Source organism: Sphingobium lignivorans (assembly GCF_014203955.1).
In the GTDB taxonomy this organism is placed as follows: Bacteria; Pseudomonadota; Alphaproteobacteria; order Sphingomonadales; family Sphingomonadaceae; genus Sphingobium; species Sphingobium lignivorans.
Map to the genome: position 1 here is coordinate 3,126,841 of NZ_JACHKA010000001.1, position 25,966 is coordinate 3,152,806.

At 66.4% G+C, this 25,966-nt stretch carries 22 protein-coding genes; 18 read left to right on the forward strand and 4 right to left on the reverse strand.

Annotated elements, in window-relative coordinates:
* Nucleotides 1–69: 69 nt before the first annotated feature.
* From HNP60_RS14380 to gltB, 8 genes are all read left to right on the forward strand, one after another.
* Nucleotides 70–501 (forward strand): DUF1810 domain-containing protein, encoded by a 432-nt coding sequence (locus tag HNP60_RS14380; RefSeq protein ID WP_184155066.1) that lies wholly within the window; start codon nucleotides 70–72, stop codon nucleotides 499–501.
* Between the two features lie 337 nt (nucleotides 502–838).
* Nucleotides 839–1,534, forward strand: a complete 696-nt coding sequence (locus HNP60_RS14385; RefSeq protein WP_184155068.1) for a hypothetical protein — start codon at nucleotides 839–841, stop codon at nucleotides 1,532–1,534.
* A gap of 273 nt (nucleotides 1,535–1,807) precedes the next feature.
* Nucleotides 1,808–2,899, forward strand: a complete 1,092-nt coding sequence (locus HNP60_RS14390; RefSeq protein ID WP_184157085.1) for an efflux RND transporter periplasmic adaptor subunit — start codon at nucleotides 1,808–1,810, stop codon at nucleotides 2,897–2,899.
* The gene (locus tag HNP60_RS14395) at nucleotides 2,896–6,018 is read left to right on the forward strand and encodes an efflux RND transporter permease subunit (RefSeq protein ID WP_184155070.1); all 3,123 of its coding nucleotides are present in this window, start codon (nucleotides 2,896–2,898) and stop codon (nucleotides 6,016–6,018) included. Before HNP60_RS14390 ends, HNP60_RS14395 begins: the two co-directional genes overlap by 4 nt.
* Before the next feature lie 114 nt (nucleotides 6,019–6,132).
* Complete coding sequence (locus tag HNP60_RS14400) at nucleotides 6,133–7,095, forward strand: complex I NDUFA9 subunit family protein (RefSeq protein WP_184155072.1); 963 nt, start codon at nucleotides 6,133–6,135, stop codon at nucleotides 7,093–7,095.
* A 63-nt stretch (nucleotides 7,096–7,158) separates the two neighbouring features.
* On the forward strand, nucleotides 7,159–7,962 hold the full coding sequence (locus tag HNP60_RS14405; RefSeq protein ID WP_184155074.1) for an undecaprenyl-diphosphate phosphatase: 804 nt from the start codon (nucleotides 7,159–7,161) through the stop codon (nucleotides 7,960–7,962).
* A 175-nt stretch (nucleotides 7,963–8,137) separates the two neighbouring features.
* A complete protein-coding gene (locus tag HNP60_RS14410) occupies nucleotides 8,138–9,583 on the forward strand; it encodes an NAD(P)-dependent oxidoreductase (protein ID WP_184155076.1) in 1,446 nt (481 codons plus the stop codon).
* A 106-nt stretch (nucleotides 9,584–9,689) separates the two neighbouring features.
* Entirely contained in the window at nucleotides 9,690–14,228 is a 4,539-nt protein-coding gene (gene gltB, locus HNP60_RS14415) for a glutamate synthase large subunit (RefSeq protein ID WP_184155078.1), read from the forward strand.
* Between the two features lie 285 nt (nucleotides 14,229–14,513).
* Here gltB and HNP60_RS20365 read toward each other — a convergent pair whose 3' ends face one another.
* Nucleotides 14,514–14,645, reverse strand: a complete 132-nt coding sequence (locus HNP60_RS20365) for a GIY-YIG nuclease family protein (RefSeq protein WP_420825256.1) — start codon at nucleotides 14,643–14,645, stop codon at nucleotides 14,514–14,516.
* Entirely contained in the window at nucleotides 14,612–14,851 is a 240-nt protein-coding gene (locus tag HNP60_RS20370; protein WP_420825229.1) for a GIY-YIG nuclease family protein, read from the reverse strand. Before HNP60_RS20370 ends, HNP60_RS20365 begins: the two co-directional genes overlap by 34 nt.
* 642 nt (nucleotides 14,852–15,493) lie before the next feature.
* Between HNP60_RS20370 and HNP60_RS14425 the strand changes: the two genes are divergently transcribed.
* A complete protein-coding gene (locus tag HNP60_RS14425) occupies nucleotides 15,494–15,793 on the forward strand; it encodes a GIY-YIG nuclease family protein (protein ID WP_184155081.1) in 300 nt (99 codons plus the stop codon).
* 282 nt (nucleotides 15,794–16,075) lie between these two features.
* Entirely contained in the window at nucleotides 16,076–16,312 is a 237-nt protein-coding gene (locus tag HNP60_RS14430) for a hypothetical protein (RefSeq protein ID WP_184155084.1), read from the forward strand.
* A 30-nt stretch (nucleotides 16,313–16,342) separates the two neighbouring features.
* Here the strand turns inward: HNP60_RS14430 and HNP60_RS14435 are convergent, their stop codons facing one another.
* Entirely contained in the window at nucleotides 16,343–16,879 is a 537-nt protein-coding gene (locus HNP60_RS14435) for a hypothetical protein (RefSeq protein WP_184155087.1), read from the reverse strand.
* 157 nt (nucleotides 16,880–17,036) lie between these two features.
* On the opposite strand from HNP60_RS14435, the gene HNP60_RS14440 reads away from it, so the two are divergent.
* Nucleotides 17,037–17,708, forward strand: coding sequence for a glutathione S-transferase family protein (locus tag HNP60_RS14440; protein WP_184155090.1), 672 nt, complete (start codon nucleotides 17,037–17,039; stop codon nucleotides 17,706–17,708).
* A 142-nt stretch (nucleotides 17,709–17,850) separates the two neighbouring features.
* Here HNP60_RS14440 and HNP60_RS14445 read toward each other — a convergent pair whose 3' ends face one another.
* Nucleotides 17,851–19,011: a GGDEF domain-containing protein gene (locus HNP60_RS14445; RefSeq protein WP_184155093.1), complete on the reverse strand. Its 1,161-nt coding sequence runs from the start codon at nucleotides 19,009–19,011 to the stop codon at nucleotides 17,851–17,853.
* Between the two features lie 245 nt (nucleotides 19,012–19,256).
* On the opposite strand from HNP60_RS14445, the gene HNP60_RS14450 reads away from it, so the two are divergent.
* The 7 genes from HNP60_RS14450 to HNP60_RS14480 all read left to right on the forward strand — a co-directional run bounded on the left by HNP60_RS14450 (nucleotide 19,257) and on the right by HNP60_RS14480 (nucleotide 25,959).
* Nucleotides 19,257–22,223: a M16 family metallopeptidase gene (locus HNP60_RS14450; RefSeq protein WP_260394906.1), complete on the forward strand. Its 2,967-nt coding sequence runs from the start codon at nucleotides 19,257–19,259 to the stop codon at nucleotides 22,221–22,223.
* 91 nt (nucleotides 22,224–22,314) lie between these two features.
* Nucleotides 22,315–22,899 carry a NifU family protein gene (locus HNP60_RS14455; protein ID WP_184053349.1) on the forward strand — a complete coding sequence of 195 codons (585 nt, stop codon included), beginning with the start codon at nucleotides 22,315–22,317 and terminating at the stop codon, nucleotides 22,897–22,899.
* 64 nt (nucleotides 22,900–22,963) lie between these two features.
* Nucleotides 22,964–23,620 (forward strand): tRNA (adenosine(37)-N6)-threonylcarbamoyltransferase complex dimerization subunit type 1 TsaB, encoded by a 657-nt coding sequence (gene tsaB / locus HNP60_RS14460; protein ID WP_184155097.1) that lies wholly within the window; start codon nucleotides 22,964–22,966, stop codon nucleotides 23,618–23,620.
* Nucleotides 23,620–24,102, forward strand: coding sequence for a GNAT family N-acetyltransferase (locus tag HNP60_RS14465; protein ID WP_184155099.1), 483 nt, complete (start codon nucleotides 23,620–23,622; stop codon nucleotides 24,100–24,102). Before tsaB ends, HNP60_RS14465 begins: the two co-directional genes overlap by 1 nt.
* 123 nt (nucleotides 24,103–24,225) lie before the next feature.
* Entirely contained in the window at nucleotides 24,226–24,645 is a 420-nt protein-coding gene (locus HNP60_RS14470; RefSeq protein WP_014077254.1) for a Ros/MucR family transcriptional regulator, read from the forward strand.
* Nucleotides 24,646–24,771: 126 nt separating this feature from the next.
* Entirely contained in the window at nucleotides 24,772–25,200 is a 429-nt protein-coding gene (locus HNP60_RS14475; protein WP_014077255.1) for a Fur family transcriptional regulator, read from the forward strand.
* Nucleotides 25,201–25,959: a lysophospholipid acyltransferase family protein gene (locus HNP60_RS14480; RefSeq protein WP_184155101.1), complete on the forward strand. Its 759-nt coding sequence runs from the start codon at nucleotides 25,201–25,203 to the stop codon at nucleotides 25,957–25,959.
* Nucleotides 25,960–25,966 lie beyond the last annotated feature (7 nt).

Genomic DNA, 25,966 nt, shown 5'->3' on the forward strand with positions numbered 1-25,966 from the left:
ACCGCTTCCTCCGTCACCTTCGGGCAGCCCCAGCGTTATGCTGATACACTCACCACAGGAGGCACTGACTTGACCGACGATCCAGCCCTCGATCGTTTCGTGGAAGCACAGGCGCCCGTTTATGCGCATGCGCTGGGCGAAATCCGCAGCGGCGCCAAGCGTTCTCATTGGATGTGGTTCGTCTTTCCGCAGCTCGCGGGTCTGGGGCACAGCCCGGCCGCGCGGCATTTCGCGATCCGTTCGCGCGATGAAGCTCGCGCTTTCCTGGATCATCCCGTGCTCGGGCCGCGTTACCGCGAATGTGTTCGCGCCTTGGAGGATTTGCGAACGAGCGACCCGGTCGCCGTGTTTGGCGAGATCGACGCGATGAAGCTGCGCTCCTCGCTGACGCTGTTCGAGGCGGTCCGGCCCGATCCGTCGATCGCTGCCGTTCTCGACCGCTGGTTCGGCGGCGTGCGTGATCCACTGACCTTAAGACTGCTCGGCATTTCCAACGGCTGAGCGGACGCGCTTTTCATCGCGCCGACGGCGGCGAATATCACTTCGCGCATTGCGCAATCGCGGCGAGCACAGCCGCGCCTCCCTCACGAAAATCGCCGCACAGGCCCCGCCGCGCCCCCCCCCGCCGGCGGGCCCGACCGATCTCCATCCATGCGATCACCCGAGCCTCCCACGGGACGAGCCGAGATGAATATGCTTCATCTTCAAGGGCCTGAGGTTGACCCCTCTGGTCGCATCCCTAAGGTATCCGAGGCATTCAAGCCCTCAAACCAAAACGTGGTCGTGTGTCTGCGTATCCTGATCTGGCGCGCGTCCGCACAGCCGGAAAGATCGCATCATGAACCGTGCTTTGCTGACAGCATTTGTCCTTACTCTCGCCGTTCCCGCCGCCGCTCCCGCCATCGCCCAGGAAACGCTGAGCCCGGAGCAGGTCACGGCGTTCAACGCGGCCGTGGCGGACTTCAATGCCGGCCAGAAGGCCCAGCAGGCCGGCGACCATGCCGGTGCGCTGGCGAAATACGAGGCCGCGCTCCCCGCCATCCGCGCAGCGGTCGCGGCGCAGCCCGACAATATCGACTATGTCAGCTTCCTCGCGAACGCGCTTTATCTCACCGGCGCCGCCAATGCAGGCGCGCAGAAGATGGATGCGGTCGCGCCGCTTTATGAGGAGAGCCTGCCGCTCTGGCGGAAGGTTGTGGCGGCCAAGCCCGCGGACGCGCAGAGCAAGATGATCCTGTCCAGCCTGCTCATCCAGGTGGCCAATGCGAAGCTCGGCCAGCAGGACAAGGCCGGCGCGCTGACTTATTACAACGAGGCCTTGCCGATCGCCCGGCAGGCGGTCGCCACCGCGCCGAACCCGCAGAACAGGAACCTGCTGCTCGGCGGGCTCATTGGCGCCAGCCAGGCAAGCGACGATCCGGCGATCAAGGAGGAAGCGGCGACGTTGTCGAAGGCCATGCTGGCCGATGGCTCGGTCGACGCAGCCAATAAGCCCGCCGCCGAAATCCTGGGCGCGGCGTCCCCCGCCACCTGATCGGGCAGGGGCCGGTCGCGAGAGGCCGGCCCCCTCCCTCGCAGCCTCCTCTTACCGTTCGCCCGCTCCCCGCAGCTGCGCAAAGGTTCCCCGCAATCCGCAGCCCCGAAGTACTGAACCGTATACCATATAAAATTCTTACCGGCGGACTTGACGTCTCTGTGCAGGTGCACAAAAAGAACATTGGCGGTCCGCACGGAAGTGGGGCACCATCGGCAAGTCTTCCCTCAAGTGCATGGTGACGAAGTGAGGCACGAGAGCCGGCATCACGCGATGCACGCAAAGCGCGCGCCGGGCCCGGCCTTGTTGCTGGTGGCCGTTGTCGCGCTGCTGGCGGCCTGCTCCGGTGGCGAGCAGCAGGAGCAGCGGCGCGAGCCTCCGCTGGTCACGGCGGTCGAGCCGCAGCCTCATCTTTTCCGGGACGAGATCCAGGCCGTGGGTTCCGCCCGCGCCAATGAGCAGGTGACGCTGGCCGCCAATGTCACCGAGCGGATCGAGCGCCTGCTGTTCGACGACGGCATGTATGTGCGCGCCGGCCAGTTGCTTGCCGTGCTTTCGAGCGCGCAGGAGGAGGCTGCCCTTGCCGGCGCCCGCGCGAGCGCCGCCGAGGCGCAGGCGCAGCTCGAGCGCGTCAACAGCCTCAATGAACAGGGTTTCGCCACCGGCGCGCTGCTCGATCGTCAGCGCGCCGCGCTGAGCGAGGCGAAAGCCGCGCAGGAAAGCATCCAGGCGCAGATCAGTGATCGCATGATCCGCGCGCCGTTCTCGGGCTATCTCTCGCTGCGCAACGTCTCGGCGGGCGCCATCGTCACCACCGGCACGCCGCTCGTCACGGTGAGCGACATCTCGCGCATCAAGCTCGATTTCACGGTGCCGGAGACTCAGCTCGCGCTGCTGCGGCCCGGCCAGCCGATCAAGGCCTTCGCGTCGGCTTATCCGGACGATCCCATCATCGGACAGGTCAGCGTCATCGATCCGGTGATCGATCCCCAGAGCCGCGCTGTGATGGTGCGCGCGACGCTGCCCAATCCCGGCAACCGCATCAAGCCGGGCATGCTCCTCACGGTGCGCATCGAGACCGGCCAGCGCACCGCGCTCGCCGTGCCGGAAATGGCGGTGATGGCCGAAGGCGACCTGCGCTATGTCTATACGGTGGACGACAAGCATGTGGTGCGGCGCACGGCGGTAACCACTGGCCTGCGCGACGGCGGCTTCATCGAGGTGGCGGGGCTGCCCCGCGATGCCCGCGTCGTGGCCGAGGGCGTCGTCAAGGTGGCGGAAGGCCGGCCGGTCCGCCTCACCGAAGGCCCGGGCCGCGCCAGCAATGAAAATCCCGCGTCCGGCCCGCAGGAACCCGCCTCATGATCCTTTCGGACATCTCGGTCCGACGCCCGGTCGTCGCGACCGTGATGGCGCTGCTGATCACGATCGTGGGGATCATCGGCTTCCTCAGCCTCTCGATCCGCGAATATCCTGATACCGACGCGCCGATCGTCTCGGTGCAGACGCAATATACCGGCGCCAATGCCGGCGTCATCGAAAGCCGCATCACCCAGCCGCTCGAGCAGCGCCTGGCCGGGATCGAGGGCATTCAGTCGATCAGCTCGGTTTCGCGCGACGGCAGCTCGAACATCACCATCGAGTTCAATCCCGGCCGCAATATCGACGAGGCGGCGAACGACGTGCGCGATCGCGTGTCGGCCGGCGCGGCGGACCGCCCGGTCGATGCGCTTCCGCCGGAAGTGCGCAAAGTCGATTCCGATGCCTCGCCGATCATCTTCTTCCCGGTCATGGCGGCCGGGTGGGACAAGACGAAGCTGGGCGACTATGTCTCGCGCGTCATCATCGACCGGCTCTCCACCATCGATGGCGTGGCGCAGGTCCAGGCCCTCGGCATTGCCGAGCCGGCGATGCGCGTGTGGCTCGATGCCGATCGCCTCGCCGCCTTCCGGCTGACGCCCCGCGATGTCGAGAATGCCCTGCGCCAGCAGAATGTGGAACTGCCGGCGGGCCGGATCGAGACGCCCGCGCAGAACCTGTCCCTGCGGGTCGAGCGCGGCTTCACCACGCCCGATGATTTCAGGCAGCTCGTGATCGGCCGGGGGCCTGACGGCTATCTGGTGCGGCTGGGCGATGTCGCGCGCGTGGAGGAAGGGCCGGAGAATCCCTACACGTCCTTCCGCTTCAATGGCGAGACGGGCGTAGGCCTCGGTATCGTGCGGCAATCGGGCGCCAACACGCTGGCCGTCGCGCAGGCCGCCAAGAAGATGGTCGCCGATCTCAGCAAGGATCTGCCGCAGGGCATGGAGATCAAGATCGGCAGTGACAGCACCCTGTTCATCGAGCAGGCGATCAAGGGCGTGTGGAAGACGCTGGCGGAAGCCGCATTGCTCGTCATGGTGGTGGTGTTCTTCTTCCTTGGCAGCGTGCGCGCGACCATCGTGCCGATGATCACGGTGCCGATCTGCCTGCTCGGCACCTTCGCCGTGCTCTGGCTGGCGGGCTATTCCATCAATCTGCTCACGCTGCTGGCTCTGGTGCTGGCGATCGGCCTCGTGGTGGATGATGCGATCGTGGTGCTGGAGAATATCTATCATCGCGTCGAGCAGGGCGAACCGCCGCTTTATGCTGCTTATGCCGGGGCCAAGCAGGTGGGTTTCGCTGTCGTCGCCATGACGCTGGTGGTCTGCGCGGTGTTCGTGCCGGTCATGTTCCTGTCCGGCCAGACCGGCCTCCTGTTCCGCGAGCTGGCGGTGGCGATGATGGCGGCCATCGCCATTTCCGGCTTCCTGGCCCTCACCCTGACGCCGATGATGTGCTCCAAGCTGCTCAAGAACCACGAGCGCGGCGCCTTCACCGCGCGCATCGACCATGCGATGGAGCGGTTCGAGCAGGGCTACAGCCGCATTCTGGACGGCCAGCTCAAGCGCCCCTGGCTCATCATCGCCGCCGTCGTGCTGCTGCTCGGCTCGGCCGCCTGGCTGTTCGGCACCCTCGATTCGGAGCTGGCGCCTGCCGAGGACACCGGCATCGTGCAGATCCGCATGAACATGCCGGAAGGGACCAGCTTCGCGCAGGCCGATGCCTATACCAAGCAGGCCGAAGCGCTCCTCATGCCGATGGTGGGGCATGGCGGCGTGCGCGGCATGATCGCGCGCCTGCCGGGGAGCTTTGGCGCGGGCGAGGATTTCAACAACAACCAGCTTTCGGTCTATCTCCAGCATTGGGACGATCGCACCATCACGTCGCTCGATGTCGCGGACGAGGTGAACAAGCGCGTCGCCACCCTGCCCGCCGTCCGCGGCAACGCCGTCGTGCTCAACCGGCTGTCGCGCGGGGGCCAGCCGATCCGCTTCGTGATCGCCGGCATGTCCTATGAGGAGCTGGCCCGCGCGCGCGACCGGATCATCGATGCCGCGCGCGACAATCCCGGCATCATCAATCTCGATGCCGATTATGTGGAGAACAAGCCGCAGCTCGTCATAGAGGTCGATCATCAGCGCGCCGGCGATCTCGGCATCTCCGTCGATGATGTGAGCCAGGCGCTCCAGACCATGATGGGCTCGCGCCGCACCTCCACTTATGTGCGCGATGGCGAGGAATATTATGTCATCCTCCAGGCCGAAGCCTTCAATCGCGAGGACGAGGCCGCGCTGTCCAAGGTCTATGTGCGCTCGGCCAGCGGCACGCTCGTCCCGCTCTCCAATCTCGTGATCGCGCGGCAGGCCGCCACCGCGCGCGAGCTGGGGCGCTTCAACAAGATGCGCGCGATCACGCTGCAGGGCGGGCTCGCGCCGGGCTATTCGCTGGGCCGCGCGCTCGATTTCCTGGAGGATCAGGCGCGCCTCTCGCCGGAAGTGCTGGCCGTGGGCTATCGCGGCGAGAGCCAGTCCTTCAAGCAAACCGGCGGCGCCATCTGGATCGCGTTCGGCCTGACGGTGATCATCATCTACATGCTGCTCGCCGCCCAGTTCGAGAGCTTCGTCCATCCCGCCGTCATCATCTCGGCCGTTCCGCTTGGCGTGGCGGGCGGCATCCTGGGCCTGGCCGCGACCGGCACGACCATCAATCTGTTCAGCCAGATCGGCATCGTCATGCTGGTCGGCCTCGCGGTGAAGAACGGCATCCTCATCGTCGAGTTCGCCAATCAGCTCCGTGACGAAGGCAAGGACATCGAGGAAGCAATCCGCGAAGCCTCCGCCCGCCGCCTGCGCCCGATCCTCATGACCTCCATCGCGACCGTCGCCGGCGCGGTTCCGCTGGCGCTCAGCCACGGCGCCGGCGCGGGCGCGCGGGCATCGATCGGCTGGGTCATCGTCTTCGGCGTCAGCATCGCGACGGTCATCACATTGTTCGTGGTTCCCCTGCTCTATCGGCATCTCGCGCGCGGCACCCAGTCGCCCGAAGCGATCACGCGCCGCCTGCGCGCGCTGATCGCCGCGCGCGGTGGCGACAAGTCCGGCCTTGCGCATCCGGCGGAATAGCCTGTTCATGTCGCGCGGCGTGCGTGGGGCGGTTGTCTTGCGGCCGCTGCTGTTGCAAGGGAGAGGCGACGCCGCCGCGAGCGGCAGGAACAGGATTTCGAACGGGAAGATGGCATGAGCGCAACGGACAAGCCGGTGGTGTTGTTTGGCGGTGGTGGCTTTGTCGGCCGCCGGGTGGCGCAGGAGCTGCTGTCGAAAGGCTATCGCGTGCGGATCGCGCAGCGCATGCCGCGCCAGGCGATGGCCGTGCGCTCGCTCGGCAACATGGGCCAGACGCAGCTGCTCGCGGTCGACATCACCAAGCCCGGGCAGGTCGCCGCCGCGCTGGCGGGCGCGGGCGCCGCGGTCAATCTGGTCGGCCTGCTCAAGGGCGACATGGTGTCGGCGCATGTCATCGGCGCGCGCAACATTGCGGAAGCCGCCGCCGCACAGGGGCTGGACGCGCTCGTCCATGTCTCGGCGATCGGCGCGGACCCGGCCAGCAACTCGGCTTATGGCAGGACCAAGGGCGAAGGCGAGGCAGCGGTGCGCGCGGCCTTCCCGGGCGCGACGATCGTGCGCCCGTCGATCATGTTCGGCCAGGATGATGGCTTCACCAATCGCTTCGCCCAGCTCATCGCTACCGGTTCGTCCGTTCCGCTCGTGCGAGCCGTGCCGCTGATCCGGGGCGAGACGCGCTTCCAGCCGGTGAATGTCGCGGACGTTGCCCGCGCCATCGCGCAGGCGGTCGAATCGCCCGAGACGTTCGGCGGGCAGACCTTCGAGCTCGGCGGGCCGGACGTCATGACGCTCGCGCAGATCAACCACTGGATCGCCGACCAGATCGGCCGGAAGGTCCGCTTCCTCCCCATGCCGGACGGGCTGGCCAGCGCGCTTGCCGCGATGACCGGCTGGGCGCCGGGTGCGCCGATCACGCGCGACCAGTTCAGGATGCTGCTCCATGACAATGTCGTGGCGGCCGATGCCCCGGGCTTCGAGCGGTTCGGCATCAAGCCCGCGCCGATGGCGGCGCTCGCGCCCGCCTGGCTGACGCATTATCGCCGGCAGGGCCGTTTCGGCGCGCCCGTTCGCGCCTGACCCGCCCCATGAGGGCGGCCGCCGCCCCGCCGCCCTCATCCTGACAGCCGGGACAATCATATCATGGACAGTGCCATCCCCACCGCCCTGCTGCTGGGCATCCTCGAAGGATTGACCGAATTCCTGCCGGTCTCCTCCACCGGCCATCTCATCCTCGCGAGCGAGCTGCTGGGCTTCACGGGCGAATCCTCGGTGACGTTCAAGATCGCCATCCAGCTCGGCGCGATCCTGGCCGTGATCGTGGTCTACTGGCGGCGCTTCTGGGGCGTGGGCATGGGCCTCTTGCAGATGAAGCCCGGCCCGGTGGCCTTCACGCGCAACATCATCGTGGGTTTCCTGCCGGCCATGGTGATCGGCGTCCTGGTGTACGAGGCCATTCGCGTGGCCATCCAGACGCCGATGGTGGTCGCGGTCGCGCTCATCGTGGGCGGCATCATCATTCTGGTGCTCGAACGGACGGTCAAGCATGTGCGGGTCGAGTCCGTGGAGACCATGCCGCTCGGCACGGCGTTCGGCATCGGCTTGGTCCAGTGCACCGCCATGCTGCCGGGCGTCAGCCGCTCGGGCGCCACCATCATGGGCGGCCTGATGATGGGCGTGGAGCGCAAGACCGCTGCCGAGTTCAGCTTCTTCCTCGCCGTCCCCACCATGCTGGCCGCCACGGTCTATGCCCTGTGGCATGACCGGGCCCTGCTCAACGCGGACGATCTCAATCTCATCGCCATCGGCTTCGCCGCCGCCTTCGTCGCGGCATTGCTGGTCGTGAAAGCCTTCGTCGCCATTGTCGGCCGCTACGGCTTCACCCCTTTCGCATGGTATCGAATCGTGGTGGGATCGGTCGCCCTGATCTGGCTGCTGATGAGGTAGGACCGGATCGGACCTAAAAGGATCGGCGGGCAGTGCATAGGCTCTGGTGAGAGCAGGGCCCGCCATAAAATAGGTCAACATTCCTGGCCCAATAGGCCGGAATTGCGTGACTCGGCCGTTTTTTGACGTTATGGACCCGCGCGAGGCCGCCCTTCGGCCTCTGGGGAATCCAAGAATGGCCGAAAATCCGATGCTGAAGTTCGTGGTGCGCTCGCAATCCTATCCGGAGAAGCGGACGGTGAGCGAACGGGCCCATGACTTCCAGGAGATATCCAGCAGCTTCGCGGTGGATAGCGCGGAGGATCAGGCCGGGCGCTGCTCGCAATGCGGCGTGCCTTATTGCTCGGTCCACTGCCCGCTGCACAATCACATCCCGGACTGGCTGCGGCTCACGGCGGAGGGCCGCCTGCGTGAAGCCTATGAGCTGTCCAATCTCACCTCCACCATGCCGGAGATCTGCGGCCGCATCTGCCCGCAGGACCGGCTGTGCGAAGGCAATTGCGTCATCGAGTTCTCGGGCCACGGCGCCGTCACCATCGGCTCGGTCGAGAAGTTCATCACCGATACCGCGTGGAAGGAAGGCTGGGTCGAGCCGGTGCAGGTGGACGAGCCCACCGGCCAGTCTGTCGGCATCATCGGCGCCGGTCCCGCCGGCCTCACTGCCGCCGAATATCTGCGCGCCGCAGGCCATGACGTGCATGTCTATGATCGCCATGACCGGGCCGGCGGCCTGCTGACCTACGGCATCCCCGGCTTCAAGCTGGAGAAGGAAGTCGTCATGCGCCGCGTGAAGCGGCTGGAGGATGCCGGCATCCACTTCCACACCAGCTTCGATGTCGGCCGCGACGCGACGCTCGCCGAGCTGCGCAAGCGCCACGACGCTCTGCTCGTCGCCACCGGCGTCTACAAGGCGCGCGACATCAAGGCGCCGGGCGTCGGCACGAAGGGCATCGTCAAGGCCCTCGATTTCCTCACAGCTTCCAACCGGGCGAATTTCGGCGATGCCGTGCCCGAGCATGAGGATGGCTCGCTGCTCGCCGCCGGCAAGGACGTGGTCGTGATCGGCGGCGGCGACACCGCCATGGATTGCGTGCGCACGGCCGTCCGCCAGGGCGCCAGGAGCGTGCGCTGCCTTTACCGCCGCGACCGGGAGAACATGCCGGGTTCACAGCGCGAAGTGCAGAATGCCGAGGAGGAAGGCGTCGAGTTCGTCTGGCTTTCCGCGCCCGTCGCCTTCGAGGGCACCGATCAGGTCACCGGCGTCAAGCTCACCCGCATGCGCCTCGGCCAGCCGGACGCGTCCGGCCGCCGCTCGCCCGAGCCCGATCCGGGCAGCGAGGCCAGCATCCCGGCCGATCTCGTCATCCAGGCGCTCGGCTTCGAGCCCGAGGACCTGCCGGTGATGTTCGCCGAGCCCGAGCTTGCCGTCACGCGCTGGGGCACGCTGCGGATCGATCATCGCAGCATGATGACAAGCGTCGAGGGCGTCTTCGCCGCCGGCGACATCGTGCGCGGCGCCAGCCTCGTCGTCTGGGCCATCCGCGACGGCCGCGACGTCGCCGAGCACATGCAGAGCTGGCTCAAGGCCAGGGCGGGCACCCGGCAGCGGGTCGCGGCCTAGGCGGAACGAATGTGAACGCCCCCCCGCAGGGCGGACCAGAGGAAAGATCGCCCTGCGTCGAGCGGCAATCCGCGAGGACGGCGCAGCGGACCGGAAGGAACGAATGATGACCGAGCAGACCAGCTTCACAGCCAGCCCGGAAGAACGTGACCGCATCGCCCGCGAAGGCATGTATCGCCCCGAGTTCGAGAGCGACGCGTGCGGCGTCGGCCTCGTTGCCGCGACGGACGGCAAGGCCTCGCGCCGCGTGGTCGAGAGCGCGATCGATGCGCTCAAGGCCGTGTGGCATCGCGGCGCGGTGGACGCGGACGGCAAGACCGGCGACGGCGCGGGCATCCATGTCGATCTGCCCGCGCGCTTCTTCGACGATGCGATTTCCGCGTCCGGCCACAAGCCGATGCCCAACCGGCTCGCCGTGGGCATGGTGTTCCTGCCCCGCACGGACCTGAGCGCGCAGGAGACCTGCCGCACGATCGTCGAGGCGGAGATCATCCAGGCCGGCTACCGCATCTATGGCTGGCGGCAGGTGCCGGTCGACGTGTCCGTCATCGGCGAGAAGGCCCAGCGGACGCGCCCGGAAATCGAGCAGATCCTCATCGCCGGGCCCATGCCCGAGGAACAGGCCGTCGCCGAGTTCGAGCGCGATCTCTATCTCGTCCGCCGCCGGATCGAGAAGAAGGTCATCGAGGCGCAGATCAACGATTTCTACATCTGCTCGCTCTCCTGCCAGTCGATCGTCTACAAGGGCCTGTTCCTCGCGGAGAGCCTGTCGGTCTTCTATCCCGATCTCACGGACGAGCGCTTCGAGAGCCGCGTCGCGATCTTCCACCAGCGTTATTCGACCAACACTTTCCCGCAATGGTGGCTGGCCCAGCCGTTCCGCAGCCTCGCCCACAATGGAGAGATCAACACGATCCGCGGCAACAAGAACTGGATGAAGAGCCACGAGATCAAGATGGCGGCCCTCGCGTTCGGCGAGCAGTCGAGCGACATCAAGCCGGTGATCCCCGCCGGTGCATCGGACACTGCCGCGCTTGACGCGGTGTTCGAGACGCTGTGCCGCGCCGGCCGCGACGCGCCGACCGCCAAGCTGATGCTGGTGCCCGAGGCCTGGCAGCACAGCGATGACGTGCCCGAGGCGCATCATGACATGTACAATTATCTCGCCTCCGTCATGGAGCCGTGGGACGGGCCGGCCGCGCTCGCCATGACCGATGGCCGCTGGGCCGTCGCGGGCATGGACCGCAATGCCCTGCGGCCGCTGCGCTACACGCTCACGGCCGACAATCTGCTGATCGTGGGTTCCGAGACGGGCATGGTCGTGGTGCCGGAAAGCACCGTCACCAAGAAGGGCCGGCTGGGCCCGGGCCAGATGATCGCCGTCGATCTCGATGCCGGCAAGGTGTTCGACGATCGCGCGATCAAGGACCGGATCGCCGCCGAGCGGCCTTATGCCGATTATGTGAAGGGCTTCCGCCACGCCGGGGACCTGCCGGCGCCCGCCGAGGACGCCCGGCCGCAATGGGACCGCGCGGAGCTGACGCGCCGCCAGATCGCCGCCAATCTCACCATGGAGGACATGGAGCTGATCCTCACGCCCATGGCCGAGGACGGCAAGGAAGCCGTCGGATCGATGGGCGATGACAGTCCGCTGGCCGTCATCACGGACAAGCCGCGCACCATCAGCCATTTCTTCCGCCAGAATTTCAGCCAGGTCACCAATCCGCCCATCGACAGCCTGCGCGAGCGGCATGTGATGAGCCTGAAGACGCGCTTCTCCAACCTCGCGAACATCCTGGAGGACGACGCGCAGAACAGCGACGTGCTGATCCTCGATTCGCCGGTGCTGCTGTGCGAGGACTGGTCGCGCCTGAAGCGCTATTTCGGCAAGGTGGTCGCGGAGATCGACTGCACCTTCCCCGCCGATGGCCCGCCCGATGCGCTGCGCGCCGCCATCAACCGCATCCGCGACGAGGCGGAGATCGCCGTGCGCGCCGGCCAGACCGAGCTTTTCCTCTCGGACGAGGCCGTGGGCCCGGACCGGGTCGGCATCGCGATGGTGCTGGCGGCGGCTGCCGTCCACACGCATCTCGTGCGCAAGGGGCTGCGCTCCTACTGCTCCGTCAACGTGCGCACCGCCGAGTGCCTCGATCCGCATTATTTCGCGGTGCTCATCGGCGTCGGCGCGACGACGGTGAATGCCTATCTCGCCGAGGCATGCATCGCGGATCGCCATGCGCGCGGCCTGTTCGGGCAGCGCAGCCTGGAGACCTGCCTTGGCAATTATCGCAACGCGGTGAACGAGGGCCTGCTCAAGATCATGAGCAAGATGGGGATCGCGGTGATCTCCAGCTATCGCGGCGGCTATAATTTCGAGGCGGTCGGCCTTTCCCGCGCGCTGGTGAACGATCTCTTCCCGGGCATGCCCTCCAAGATCTCCGGCGAGGGCTATGCCTCGCTCCAGTATAATGCGCTGGTGCGGCATGAGGCGGCGCGCAGCAAGAAGGTGGTGCATCTGCCCGTGGGCGGCTTCTACCGGCATCGCGCGGGCGGCGACACCCATGCCTATTCCGCCCAGCTCATGCACCTGCTGCAGACGGCGGTGGCGACGGACAGCTACTCGACCTACCTTCAGTTCGCGCGCGGGGCGGCGGAGCTGCCGCCGGTCTATCTGCGCGATCTGCTCGAGTTCAATTATCCCGACCGGGCCGTGCCGATCGACGAGGTGGAAGCGATCACCGAGATCCGCAAGCGCTTCGTGACGCCGGGCATGTCGCTCGGCGCGCTCTCGCCCGAGGCGCACGAGACGCTCGCCATCGCCATGAACCGGATCGGCGCCAAGGCCGTCTCCGGCGAGGGCGGCGAGGACAAGAAGCGCTTCACGCCGTACGAGAATGGCGACAATGCCAACAGCTCGATCAAGCAGATCGCGAGCGGACGGTTCGGTGTCACGGCCGAATATCTCGGCGCCTGCGAGGAAGTGGAGATCAAGGTCGCGCAGGGCGCCAAGCCCGGCGAGGGTGGCCAGCTGCCCGGCTTCAAGGTGACCGAGTTCATTGCCCGGCTGCGCCATTCGACGCCCGGCGTGACGCTCATCTCACCCCCGCCGCATCATGACATCTACTCGATCGAGGATCTCGCGCAGCTCATCTATGACCTGAAGCAGATCAATCCGCGCGCGCGGGTCTGCGTCAAGCTCGTCAGCCAGGCCGGCATCGGCACGGTGGCGGCGGGCGTGGCCAAGGCGCATGCGGACGTGATCCTCATTTCCGGCAATGTCGGCGGCACCGGCGCCTCGCCCTTCACCAGCATCAAGTTCGCGGGCCTGCCCTGGGAAATGGGCCTGTCCGAGGCCAATCAGGTGCTCACCCTCAATGGCCTGCGCCACCGGGTGAAGCTGCGCACGGACGGCGGCCTCAAGACCGGGCGGGACATCGTCGTCGCCGCGATCCTGGGCGCCGAGGAATTCGGCATCGGCACGCTGAGCCTGGTCGCCATGGGCTGCATCATGGTGCGCCAGTGCCACAGCAACACCTGCCCCGTGGGCGTGTGCGTGCAGGACGAGCGGCTGCGCGCCAAGTTCACCGGCACGCCCGAGAAGGTCATCAATCTCATGACCTTCATTGCCGAGGAAGTACGCGAGATCCTGGCTCGTCTGGGGTGCCGCAGCCTCAATGAGGTGATCGGCCGCACCGAGTTCCTCCGGCAGGTAAGCCGCGGCGCCGAGCATCTCGACGATCTCGATCTCAACCCGATCCTCGCCAAGGTGGATGCGGATGACGACAAGCGCCGCTTCAACATCCCGACCTTCCGCAACGAGGTGCCGGACAGCCTCGATGCGCAGATGATCGCGGACGCGAAGGCCGTGTTCGAGCGGGGCGAGAAGATGCAGCTCACCTACACGGTGCGCAACACGCATCGCGCCGTGGGCACGCGCTTCTCGGCGATGGTCACGCAGAAGTTCGGCATGTCCACGCTGGCGGACGGCCACGTCCATGTCCGCCTGCGCGGCACGGCGGGCCAGTCGCTCGGCGCGTTCCTGTGCAAGGGCCTCACCCTCGAAGTGTTCGGCGATGCCAATGACTATGTGGGCAAGGGGCTTTCCGGCGGCATCATCGCGGTGCGGCCCATGGTCTCCAGCCCGCTCGCCAGCCAGGACAACACCATCATCGGCAACACCGTGCTCTATGGCGCGACCTCCGGCAAGCTGTTCGCCGCCGGTCAGGCCGGCGAGCGCTTCGCCGTGCGCAACAGCGGCGCGCAAGTGGTGGTCGAGGGCTGCGGCGCCAATGGCCTTGAATATATGACCGGCGGCATCGCCGTCATCCTCGGCCGCGTCGGCGCCAATTTCGGCGCGGGCATGACCGGCGGCATGGCCTTCGTCTATGACGAGGCGCGCACCTTCCCGCAGCGCGCGAACCCGGAAAGCATCGTCTGGCAGCGCCTCGCCAGCGCCCATTGGGAAGCCGCGCTGCGCACTCTCATCGAGGAGCATGTCGCCCGCACCGACAGCAGCTGGGCCCAGGCCATCCTCCACGACTGGGACCGCGCCCGCGAGCATTTCTGGCAGATCTGCCCCAAGGAAATGATCACCCGGCTCGACCACCCCCTCTCCGACGAGGAAACCGAAATGGCCGCCGAATGACCCGACCCATCCCGAACTGACCCATCAAGGGGCCGGTCCTTTCATGGGGGCCGGCCCCTGATTTTTTGCCCCAACGAGGTTGCCAAACACGTTCGACCGCGCGCTGGAACCGGATGGCTCAGACGTGCCATTGGAAACCTGGCAAGCCCGAGGTGGCACGGACAAATCGCCCCTGACCGGAGTCCGCGATCGGGGCGCGCTGACAGCCTGCGTCGTGGCTGAATTGTTATGGGGAGAGCACCTGCCCTCCTCTTCCTCGTCATTCCCGCGCATGCGGGAATCCAGTCACCCGAGCGACGCGAAACCAAGGTCGACGGCAAGGTCTTCCCAGTTCGGATTCGCCTGCTCGATCAAGTCGAGCTTCCAGGCCCGGCGCCACTTCTTCATCTGCTTTTCACGCAAGATCGCGTGCTCCATCGTCGCATGCTGCTCGAACCAGACCAGCAGCTTGACCCCTGGTCAGCCGAGAAGCCGCCGAATGTTTCCGCGCGATGCTGGGCGATGCGCTGCATCAGATTGGATGTCACGCCCAGATAGAGCGTGCCGTTACGGCGCGAGGCAAGCAGGTAGACATAAGGATCGAGGCAGCGCTTCATCGCAGCGTCGCTACTGGATTCCCGCATTCGCGTGCCACAGATGCTTACTTAAGCACCGTCTCGACCAGCGCAGGCGCGGCGATGCCGGACCGTACCCTTTGCCTTTCAAATGAGGCGCAGAGGCAGGCGTTAATCCTTTCGATCCGTTTCGTTCTGTCCCAGGTACGCCCTTGATCGGCTCCAATCTCCTCTGACGCTAGAGATTCGAGTTTATAGCTGAAGTGTGGCTCTTCAGGCGGTGGTCCATGGATTGCAAGCATCTGCACTAACTGCCACTCATCGACCCCGCAATCACGGGCGGCGATTTGAGCGTTCTGTTCTTTGGCAAGTGGCAGGTCATTACGAGCGTCAGATCGACCTTTGGGATCTGTGCATGACCCGAGTACGATCAGCGGAAGCAGAACCCTCATCCTCATCCGAACATTCATAAGACGCTCTTCTTGGTTGTGAACCCATAAACGTCGGCAGCTAAAGCCCTTGGTATAAGGTCGGACATGCCATTGGAAACGTGGCAAGCCCGAGGCGGCACGGACAAATCGCCCCTGACCGGAGTCCGCGATCGGGGCGCGCTGACAGCCTACGTCGTGGCTGAAATGGGGGTGGAAAGCCGCTTCCCCAATCGTCACCCCGGGCTTGACCCGGGGTCCCGCTTCAGCCGATGCTGTGTTCATGGAGCGCGAGAGAAGCGGCGGCTGGGTCTACATCATGGCCGATCGCTATCGCGGCACGATGTATGTCGGTGTCACCTCACAGCTTCCCGTCCGCATCCACCAGCATCGATCCGGCGAGGGCTCGGACTTCTGCGCGCGATATGGGCTGGTTCGACTGGTGTGGGCGGAGCGCGCAGATGATATCGTCGAATGCATCGCACATGAGAAGCGCCTCAAGCGCTGGCGGCGAGCCTGGAAGTTCGACCTGATCGAGCGCGGCAATCCCGACTGGCAGGACTTGTTCGATACCCTCGCGTGACAAGGAAGCGGGACCCCGGAGCAAGTCCGGGGCGACGATGACGGTAACATCGTCGCGTCCCGCAAGGCTGCTTCTGGATCGGAATCGCGGGCTCCGCAAAGCCAACGCGTTTGCCCACACCACCCCTGCACCAGATCGGGACAGGCCGCCCCCTGTCATCATTGCCGCTCCACGCGCGATCATGCTTAGCCGGATGGAGGCCGTTCCCGCTCATCCGAGTCGAACGGCGGGGAGGCCGATCTGCGCAGTCCGTTCACCAGTCTTGGAGCCGTCGCTGCCCTGATGCTCCTTCCCCTGCCCGCTCAGGCGGCCGGGGATGACGCGGCGCGGGCTTCGGCCAGTGCGCCGGGCCTGCATCGGGCGGGCGAGGCGAAGCAGGAGGCGCAGGACAAGCGCGCCGACCTCCCTGCCCCGCCCATGGCCCTGTTGTTCGGCATCGGCGCGGTGGGCGTGATCTGGGGGCGCCGGCTCGCCGCCGATGCCCGCAAGGCGCGGGAACGGGCCGAGCGCAAGGGATAAAGCGGCTATTTCCGGGCCCTGGCCGGCAGGTCAGGGAAGCTCGTCAGATGGTGGCGGCACGTCGATCTGCGCGTCTCGCGCCGGCAGCTCTGGCCCCGCCGGCACTTCTGTCCGCGCAGGCACGGGCGCAAGCGATCCGGCCGGCACCGGCGCGACGACGGGCCGGGCGGCCGCCCCGGGCGCCCGCGCGCGCTCTCCCGCTCGCTCGCCCGTCCGCACCGGCGGCAATCGGACCGGGACCGGCGGCTCTTCCGGCGCATAGTGCGGCATGACCGGCACCATCAGGTCCACGACCTGCGCCGCCGCGCTGTCATAGAGGCTCGCATCGCAACCCTCGCATTCATAGGATGTCGGGCCGGGCCGCGGGGCGAAGCTGCGGTCCGCCGTCGCCGCGACGGACGTCACGTCGGCGGCCATGCCCTCCAGCATCCGGCTGTAATCCGCCAGTTCGTCCTGTCCGCGCGTGGCCGCGCCGCCGGCCACGAAATTGCCGAGCATCACCCCGCCGACCGCGCCAAGGAACGCGATCACGCCAACGGTGAAGAGACGGCGTGCAGTCCGCTGCATCGGCGCAGCTTAGCAGAGCGCGGCGCCGTTGGCAGCCTCGCTCCGTCCCATGCCAGCCACGGACCGGGGCGCTGGCGGCCTTCCGCGCGCGCCGCATCCGGGTCCCTGCCGAGAATGGAGCTTGCGCGCCACCGGGCGCGGTCTAAGGGAGATGAGGATGTGGCACCTGTATCAATTCCCGCTTTGCCCCTTTTCGCGCAAGCTTCGCTTCCTGATGGCGGAGAAGGGCATCGTCTATGAGCTCGTGCGCGAGTCGCCCTGGGAAGGCCGCGACGAGTTTCTGGATCTCAATCCGGCCGGGACGACGCCGGTGCTCGTCTCCGACGACGGGGCGACCACGCTCGCGGACAGTCAGGCGATCTGCGAATATTTCGAGGAGACGGTCGAGCAGTTTCCCCTCATCTCCGGTTCCGCGCTGGCCCGGGCGGAAGTCCGGCGGCTCGTGGCGTGGTTCGATCAGGTGGTGTTCCGGGACGTCGTGGCGCCGCTGCTCAATGAGCGGATGATCAAGCGCATCGTCGCGCGCGCTTCCCCCGATGCCGGGGCGCTGCGTGATGCCATGCGCAAGGCGAACACCCATATGGACTATATGGACTGGCTGCTGGATCATCGCAGCTGGCTCGCCGGGGGCACGATGAGCCTGGCCGATGTGGCTGCGGCGGCGCATATTTCCGTGGCGGATTATCTTGGCGGCATCGATTGGGAAGGGCACAAGCCCACGCGCCGCTGGTATGCCGGCATCAAGTCGCGCCCGTCCTTCCGGCCGCTGCTCGCCGAGCGCATGGAAGTCGTGACGCCGCCCAAATATTACGACCAGCCGGATTTCTGAAACCCGATTCAGGTTTCAACTTGCTGCGATCCGCCTTGCGCATTTCCCCTCTCGGGAGGCGTTCGGGACAGCGCTTTTTATATGTCCTAGAGTGTCCGGTAATCTGTCCCGTTCCCGGGGAACGCGGAAGCCGGAATCGCCCTTATTGCTCGGGTTCGCGGGCGATATAGACGCGATTACGGCCATGTTCCTTGGCGAGATAAAGTGCCCGGTCCGCGGCCCGTAGCGCATCGCGCGGCTCGGGGTGCGCGAACATGTCCGCCACGCCACCTGAAAAGGTCACCTGGTCCATGCGCTCGCCGGTCTTGCGATCGACGAGGTTGCGGCTGGCCATGTCTGCGCGCGCATCGTCGACCACCTTGGCGGCCTCGGCGACCGGCAGGCCCCGGAAGAGCAGCACGAACTCCTCGCCGCCATGCCGCGCCACATGGCATTTGTCGCCCGAGACCTTGGCGAGCAGCCCGGCGACGAACTTGAGCACGCGGTCTCCGGCATCATGCCCGTGGGTATCGTTGACGGCCTTGAAATGATCGATGTCGCAGAAGGCGACGCTGAGCGGCTCGCCATTCTCCCGGGCAATGGCGCATTCCTCGCGCAATGTGCTCTCGAAGGCGCGGCGGTTCGGCAGGCCGGTCAGATGGTCCTGCTCCGCCGCCTTGCGGGCATTTTCGAGATTCTTCTGGAGCAGCCGCGTCTGCTTCTGCCCCTCGCGCATCCGGCTTTCCACCTCGCGCGTCTTCTCGATCATGCTGCGGGTCAGCGACACGAGATTGGCGATCGTTTCGCCGCCGGCATTCTCCTTGCTCAGCTCGGCCGCCTGCGCCTGCAGCGCCGCGCCGAAATCCTTGGCGGAATTGCTCGACTGGTCGGCGATGCCCGTGATCTGATTGAGGTTCGCTTCCATCTGCGCCAGCATTTCGGTGAGCGAATCGGGTGTCAGGTCCTCGGCACGCTGGTCGGCGATGATCTGTTCGGCAACACCGTTGGTGATGCGCCCCCGGTCGCTGAGGATGGCGCGCACCGCCTTCTCGATCGCGACGTCGTTGCCGGTGATATAATCGAGCGCGAGGCCGAAATTGAGCGGCGTGATATCGAGGTCATGCGCGAAGAGGAAATCACCGACATCCGCATACAAGGCCTTTCGACGCTCGACTTCGCGCCGCATGTGGCCATTGCCCGTTTCGCGCTCTCCCGCGGCGGATATCTCGCTCTCGTTCGGCAAGGTTTCCCCAATCCCGAAGATACGGCCAAGCTTGGCCAGGGTGCCACCTGGTTTATCGGACGACGCATTCGGGGCGGACATTGTGGATCTCCTCCAATGCCCGCCTTCTAGTCGGCTGTGGTAAAGAAAGCTTTGATCGTACGGCGCCCCGGTCTGTCATGCGGAACAGCGTGGACGCGGCATCGCTGGGCGGGCCGCGCGCCGGGCAGTCAGTTGAGGTTCATGACCGCCCGGCGATTGATGCCGTCCCCTCCCCTCTCTGGATCGCGACATGTCGCGACAAGTTTCCGTGTGACGATGCTTCCTTTCACCCCTACACAGGTGCCATGACTATTCGCTCTGCTGCTGTTCGTCGGCTGCTCTCCGCCGCGCTCGGGGCCGCTGTCCTCCTGGCTTCGCCCCTCCACGCACAGGCCCAGCCGGCCGCTGCGCCCGCTTCCCAGTCTGCCGAGCCCCGCCCGTGGTTCTACGCGACAAGCGACGTGCCGATGGACCCCGCCTGGCATTTCGGCGAGTTGCCCAATGGCCTGCGCTACGCCATCCGCCGCAACGAGGTGCCCGCCGGTCAGGTCTCCATTCGCGTGCGGGTCGACGTCGGCTCCCTGATGGAGGAACCGCGCGAAGCCGGGTTCGCCCATTTCATCGAGCATCTCACCTTCCGCGGATCGCGCGACGTGCCGGATGGGGAATCCAAGCGCATCTGGCAGCGACTCGGTGCGTCCTTCGGCAGCGACAGCAATGCCCAGACCTCGCCGACCGGCACGGTCTATGCGCTCGATCTGCCGCGCGCCACCCAATCGGGAATCGACGAAAGCCTCAGGATCCTGGCGGGCATGATGACGGCGCCTGCCATCACGCCGGAGGCCGTGGACGCCGAGCGCATGGTGGTGCTGGCCGAGCGTCGCGAGGGGCTGAGCCCGGCCGCGCGCGTTGGGGACCAGGTCCGGTCCTTCTATTTCGCCGGCCAGCGGCTGGGGCAGCACAGCCCCATCGGCACCGAAGCCACGCTCACCGGCGCCACGCCCGAGGCCCTGCGCGCCTTTCACGATCGCTGGTATCGGCCGGACCGGGCCGTCATCGCCATTTCCGGCGACATGGATCCGGCTGTGATCGAAGCCAGCCTGCGCGCCCATTTCGCCGGCTGGCAGGCACGGGGCGAAGCGACGGAACTGCCCGATTTCGGCAAGCCCGATCCCAAGGCCCCGGCCGTGAAGGTGATTGTCGAGCCCAGCTCCCCTTATTCGGTCGGCCTCGCTTATCTGCGCCCCTGGGTGTTCAACGAGGATACCATTGCCTTCAACGAGGCTCGCCTCGCCGACATGGTGGCGCTGGAACTCATCAACCGGCGGCTCGAGACAGTCGCCACCATGGGCGCGTCCTTCCTGCAGGCCAGCGTGGCTCTCGATGACAGCTCCCGGTCCGCCAACGCCACTTATGTGACGATCGTCCCGATCGGCAATGATTGGGAGAAGGCCCTGCGGGAGGTCCGCGCGATCATAGAGGACGCGCGGCGGACGCCCCCCAGCGCCGCGGACATCGATCGGGAATTTGCGGGCATGGAAGCGCTCTATGCCGCTGCGGCCGCGACCTCGGCCGTCGAGGGCAGCGCCCAGCAGGCGGAAAGTCTCGTCGCTGCCATCGATATTCGGGAAACGGTCGTCTCTCCGCAGGCCCAGCTGGAAATCTTCCGGTCCGCGCGCCGCCTGATGACCCCGGATCACCTTCTGGCCTCGACCAGGAGACTGTTCTCGGGTGATGCCGTGCGCGCCTTGCTCAGCCTCAAGGCCGCCCAGCCCAATGCACAGGCACGCCTCGCCACGGCTCTGCGGGCGCCGGTGCAGCCGGCCCAGAATGTGCGGCTCGATGCCCCCAGCGTCACCATGGCCTCGCTTCCGGCGCTGCCCGCGCCCGGCAAGGTGGCCTCGCGCACGCCGGTCGGCATCCTGGGCATTCAGGATATCGCGTTCGAGAACGGCGTGCGCCTGCTCCTCAATGCCAATCAGGCCGAACCCGGCAAGGTGCGCATCCGGGTGCGGTTCGGCCATGGCCGGCAGAGCTTTTCCCCGCGCGAGAATGATGCGCTCTGGGCCGCCCCCTTCGCGCTGGCGGCCAGCGGCATCGGCGATCTCGGCCAGCGTGAAATGACGGAACTGATGAACGGCCGGCGGCTGTCCTTCGGCTTCGCGGTGGAAGACGATGCCTTTTCCCTGAGCGCGGTCAGCAGCCCGGAGGATTATGGCGACCAGCTGCGCCTGTTCGCCACGAAGCTCGCTTTCCCCCGCTGGGACGACGCGCCGCTGAAGCGGACCATCGCGGCACTGGACGCCAGCTATGATCCGGTTCCCGGCTCCGCATCCGAGGCCATCAATCGCAATCTCGACTGGCTCCTGCGCAATCAGGACAGCCGCTTCGCACCGGCCTCGCCCGCCGTGGCGCGCACCGTGCTGACGCTCGATCGCTTCAAGGCGACATGGGAACCGCGGCTCGCCGCAGGTCCGGTGGAAGTGCAGATTTTCGGCGATGTCGTTGCCGAGGACGCGATCGCCGCCGTGGCCGCCACGTTCGGGGCGCTGGAGCGCCGGACCGATACCCCGCCGCCGGCCGAATATCGGGTCATGGGCTTTCCCCGCCCGGTCTCCTCCCCCATTCTCATCAGTCATGACGGGCCTGGCGAGCAGGCGGCCGCCATCATCGCCTGGCCGACCGGGGGCGGCGTGGACCGCATCCGCGAGAGCCGCCAGCTCGACATGCTGGCGCGGATCATCAACGATCGCCTGTTCGAGAAGCTTCGCTCGATCGATGGCGCGGCTTATACGCCGAGCGCCTCGAGCGTCTGGCCGGAAAGCGCCGATAGCGGCGGTTTCCTCTTCGTGCAGACCCAGCTCAAGCCCGACCGCATTCCCTATTTCTTCGAGCTCATGAACGAGATCGTCGCGGACCTGGCCAACAATCCGGTGACGCAGGATGAGCTGGACCGGCAAGTGGAGCCGGTGCGGCAGCTGCTCAACCGGGCCGCCTACAGCAACGCCTTCTGGATGAGCCAGCTCGACGGCTACACCAGCGATCGCCGCAAGCTCGCGCTCGCCGCCAGCCTGTCGCGGGATTTGCTCGATGTGACGCCGGCGGACCTCCAGCAGCTCGCGACCCGCTATCTGGTGCCGGAGACGAGCTGGTCGGCCATCGTCCTCGCGCGGGGCATGCCGGTTCCGCTGGTCAGCAAGGCAATGCCCGGCGAGGCCAAGGCCGCATCCGCGCCCGCCCCGGCCACCGAGCCCGCCCCCGCCACGCACTGAGCACTTGCGCGCGAGCGCCTGACTGACCAAATGGGAAAGGCATCATCGGCGCTTGCGCCGATGTCCTGCCCTTTTCCGCGAGTGCCAGCCCATGTTTATCGAGACCGAACAGACCCCCAACCCCGCCACGCTCAAGTTCCTGCCCGGCAGGACAGTCATGGCGGCCGGAACGCGGGACTTCTCCAATGCCGATGAAGCGGAGGCATCGCCGCTCGCGCAAGCGCTGTTCGATCTCGGCGACGTCACAGGCGTGTTCTTCGGCCGCGATTTCGTCTCGGTGACGGCAGCCCCGGGCGTGGCCTGGAGCGATCTGCGCACGGACGTGATCTCCATTCTCCTCGACCATTTTTCGGCGGACATGCCGCTGTTTCGGGGCGGCAGCGCCCTTGGCATCTCGGTGCCGCCGGATGAGGATCAGCAGCCGATGCCGGGCGACGATCCGGCCGACGCGGACATCGTCGCGCAGATTCGCGAACTCATCGACACGCGGGTGCGCCCGGCCGTCGCCAATGATGGTGGCGACATCGTCTATCGCGGCTTCACGCGCGGCACGGTCTATCTGCGCATGCAGGGCGCCTGCGCCGGTTGTCCGTCATCCACCGCCACCCTCAAGAACGGCATCGAACAATTGCTGAAGCATTATGTGCCGGAAGTGACGGAAGTCCGCGCTGTCTGAAGACCGCTCAATCGCAACGGGTCGGGGGATCTTGCATGATGAGTGACAGGGAGCGGGCGAGCGCATGAGCGGACGCGTGCTTGTCATTGATTGCGCGACTCCCGCTCTCTCGCTTGCCCTGTTCGAGGGGCCGGATTGCATCGCGGGCTCGCATCAGGAACTGGGGCGCGGCCATGCCGAGGCCCTGCTCCCGGCGATCGCCGCGCTGCCGGAGGGCGGACGCTGTGACCGCATCCTCGTGAATGTCGGCCCGGGCAGCTTCACCGGCGTGCGTGTGGGCCTTGCCGCTGCGGTCGCCCTTGGCATGGCATGGCAAGTCCCGGTGGAAGGCTATGGCTGCCTCGATCTGGTCAGCGCCATGGCCCGCGAGCGGCTGGCCCCGACCACGCCCTTTGCCGTCGTCATGATCGGCGGGCACGGCGAACTGTTCTGGGCCCTTGCGGGGCCGGCAACCGCGCCGGACGCTGGCGCTCTGCTGGAGGTGCGCTCTACCCCCGTGGCCGAACTGGCCGCCTCCATCGATGTTCCGCTGCTCGTCGGCTCTGGCGCGCGCCAGCTTGTCGAGGCCGGCGCGACGGGCGAGGCCTTCGCCTTGCTGCCTGACGCCCGCGAGATCGGCCTGCTGTCTCAGGCGCAGCGCAGCCGCCCGCCCCGGCCAGTCTATGGGCGCGGCGCGGATGCCAGGCCCATGGAACCAGCCTTGCGCGCGGGCCGGGAGTGATGGCGGCTGATCTTACCATTCGGGTCAGCATGCGGGCCACCGATCCGGACATCGCTGATGCGATGAAGGTGATGAAGGCCGCCTTCCCGCCTCAATATGGGGAAGCATGGTCAGCCCCGCAGCTCAGCGGCATGATGTCCCTGCCGGGGTCGCTCCTGGCCATCGCGCGGCTCGGCGACCTCCCCGTGGGGTTCGCCTTGCTGCGCAGCATCGCCGGCGAGGCCGAGCTGCTCCTGCTGGCCGTTCACCCCGATCATCGCGGATGCAGCCATGGCCGGCGCCTGCTCGACCGTTGCATGAACGAAGCGGAGGGCAGCGGCGCTAAGGCGATGTTCCTGGAAGTGCGATCCGGCAATCCGGCAATCCATCTCTACAGCAAGGCCGGCTTTTTTCAGTATAATCATCGACCCGATTACTATGTCGGCAGCAATGGTGAACGGTTCGATGCCCTGAGTTACAAAATCATGCTGGGACATGATTGAACGATTTCGCGCCTGCCTCCCTTGCCCTTTCAAGCATTCGACATTAAACGATAATTCGGATCTGTGCTGGAGAGCACAGCCCAGGGTACCGCAAGAACAATACAACTATTGAAGGATTCCATTATGTCGGATGCAAGCGCCCGCGATGAAGTGCTCGTCACCTTGACCTCGGATATCGTGGCAGCTCATGTTTCGAATAACAGCGTTGCGGTTTCGGATTTGCCGTTGCTCATCCAGAACGTTTACGGCGCGCTTGCAGGTCTTCAGCAGGAAGCAGCTCCCGCGGCGCCCAAGCAGGAGCCCGCCGTCTCGATCCGCTCCTCGATCAAGCCCGACTATATTGTCTGCCTTGAGGACGGAAAGAAGCTCAAGATGCTCAAGCGCCACCTGATGACGCATTATCAGATGACGCCGGACGACTACCGCACGAAATGGGGCCTTCCCGCGGATTATCCGATGGTGGCGCCCAATTATGCGGAGCAGCGCCGCAATCTCGCCAAGAAGATCGGCCTCGGGACATCGCGCCGCCGCACCCGCAAGTAAGCCGGAACGATCATTCCTTCGTAATGACGCTGCCGGCCCGTTCGGCAGCGTCATTCTCTGCGGAATTTGGCTGGGCCACCCATTTTGGCGCTTTGCGCGCGGGGAAATTCGGCTACACAGGAACGCATGACCCGGACAATCGATATTGAAGCGCTCTGCGCCGAGCGTGGCCTGCGCATCACCGAGCAGCGCCGCGTGATTGCTCGTGTCCTTTCGGAAAGCGAAGATCACCCGGACGTCGAGAAGCTGCATGAGCGCGCCTCGGCCATTGATCCCAACATCTCGATCGCGACGGTCTACCGTACCGTCCGCCTGTTCGAGGAAGCGGGCATTCTCGAACGTCATGATTTCGGCGATGGTCGCGCCCGCTACGAGCCCGCGCCCGAAGCGCATCACGATCATCTCATCGACGTCGAGACCGGCAAGGTCGTCGAGTTCGTCGACCCCGAACTGGAGCAACTCCAGCGCCAGATCGCCGAAAAGCTGGGGTATCGCCTCGTCGATCACCGCATGGAGCTTTACGGGGTCGCGCTGGATCGCGAGCGCAAGGACTGAATGCGGATTGCGCGGGCGCTCTGGCGCCTCGTCCTGCTGCTGGCGCTGGTCCTCGCCTGCCTCATCCCGCATCTCGTTGCCCGCCGTCGGGGTCCGTCACGCTGGCCGCGCATCTTCCTGCGGCGCGCCGGCCATATCGCCGGCTTCGACGTGCGCATCACCGGCACGCCGGTGCTTCACGATGTTTTCCTCGTCGCCAATCATCTGAGCTGGCTCGATATTCCGCTGCTGGGCGGCGCCACGGGCTGCGCCTTCATTTCCAAGGATGACGTCCGCACCGCCCCGGTCCTGGGCTGGCTGGCGGCGCAGAACAACACGATCTTCGTCGCCCGCGAGAGACGGGGCGAAGTAAGCCGCCATATCGAGAGCGTCAGGGCGGCGGTCTCCGCGCATCAGCCGATCGCCCTGTTCGCCGAGGGCGGGACCGGCAATGGCGCACATCTGCTTCCCTTCAAGCCGCCCCTGTTCAGCGTGCTCCTGCCGCCACCCCGCAACATCCTGATCCAGCCGCTGCTGATCGACTATGGCGCGGCGACGTCCCTCATGGTCTGGCCGGACGGGGAATCCGGCATCGCCAACGCCTTGCGCATCCTGGGCGCTCCGGGACGCCGCACCGTGACGCTGCATTTCCTGACGCCCTTCGATCCGGGCGATCATCCCGACCGCAAGGCTCTGGCAGCGGAGACCCGGCGGCGGATCGCGGAGGCCATGGAGGTCCGCGCACAGGCGGCTTCCTTGGCCGGCCCATCGGCTGTATAGGGCCCGC

Bases quoted from the DNA above. Each gene is read 5' to 3' on its own strand.
- HNP60_RS14445 (WP_184155093.1), bottom strand. From the start codon at position 19,011: ATGTCCGCCCCGAATGCGTCGTCCGATAAACCAGGTGGCACCCTGGCC.
- HNP60_RS14425 (WP_184155081.1), top strand. From the start codon at position 15,494: ATGGAGCGCGAGAGAAGCGGCGGCTGGGTCTACATCATGGCCGATCGC.
- HNP60_RS14385 (WP_184155068.1), top strand. From the start codon at position 839: ATGAACCGTGCTTTGCTGACAGCATTTGTCCTTACTCTCGCCGTTCCC.
- HNP60_RS14390 (WP_184157085.1), top strand. From the start codon at position 1,808: ATGCACGCAAAGCGCGCGCCGGGCCCGGCCTTGTTGCTGGTGGCCGTT.
- HNP60_RS14455 (WP_184053349.1), top strand. From the start codon at position 22,315: ATGTTTATCGAGACCGAACAGACCCCCAACCCCGCCACGCTCAAGTTC.
- HNP60_RS14450 (WP_260394906.1), top strand. From the start codon at position 19,257: ATGACTATTCGCTCTGCTGCTGTTCGTCGGCTGCTCTCCGCCGCGCTC.
- HNP60_RS20370 (WP_420825229.1), bottom strand. From the start codon at position 14,851: ATGCGGGAATCCAGTAGCGACGCTGCGATGAAGCGCTGCCTCGATCCT.
- HNP60_RS14470 (WP_014077254.1), top strand. From the start codon at position 24,226: ATGTCGGATGCAAGCGCCCGCGATGAAGTGCTCGTCACCTTGACCTCG.
- HNP60_RS14430 (WP_184155084.1), top strand. From the start codon at position 16,076: ATGCTCCTTCCCCTGCCCGCTCAGGCGGCCGGGGATGACGCGGCGCGG.
- HNP60_RS14475 (WP_014077255.1), top strand. From the start codon at position 24,772: ATGACCCGGACAATCGATATTGAAGCGCTCTGCGCCGAGCGTGGCCTG.
- HNP60_RS14480 (WP_184155101.1), top strand. From the start codon at position 25,201: ATGCGGATTGCGCGGGCGCTCTGGCGCCTCGTCCTGCTGCTGGCGCTG.
- HNP60_RS14405 (WP_184155074.1), top strand. From the start codon at position 7,159: ATGGACAGTGCCATCCCCACCGCCCTGCTGCTGGGCATCCTCGAAGGA.
- HNP60_RS14435 (WP_184155087.1), bottom strand. From the start codon at position 16,879: ATGCAGCGGACTGCACGCCGTCTCTTCACCGTTGGCGTGATCGCGTTC.
- HNP60_RS20365 (WP_420825256.1), bottom strand. From the start codon at position 14,645: ATGGAGCACGCGATCTTGCGTGAAAAGCAGATGAAGAAGTGGCGCCGG.
- tsaB (WP_184155097.1), top strand. From the start codon at position 22,964: ATGAGCGGACGCGTGCTTGTCATTGATTGCGCGACTCCCGCTCTCTCG.
- HNP60_RS14400 (WP_184155072.1), top strand. From the start codon at position 6,133: ATGAGCGCAACGGACAAGCCGGTGGTGTTGTTTGGCGGTGGTGGCTTT.
- HNP60_RS14410 (WP_184155076.1), top strand. From the start codon at position 8,138: ATGGCCGAAAATCCGATGCTGAAGTTCGTGGTGCGCTCGCAATCCTAT.
- gltB (WP_184155078.1), top strand. From the start codon at position 9,690: ATGACCGAGCAGACCAGCTTCACAGCCAGCCCGGAAGAACGTGACCGC.
- HNP60_RS14395 (WP_184155070.1), top strand. From the start codon at position 2,896: ATGATCCTTTCGGACATCTCGGTCCGACGCCCGGTCGTCGCGACCGTG.
- HNP60_RS14440 (WP_184155090.1), top strand. From the start codon at position 17,037: ATGTGGCACCTGTATCAATTCCCGCTTTGCCCCTTTTCGCGCAAGCTT.
- HNP60_RS14465 (WP_184155099.1), top strand. From the start codon at position 23,620: ATGGCGGCTGATCTTACCATTCGGGTCAGCATGCGGGCCACCGATCCG.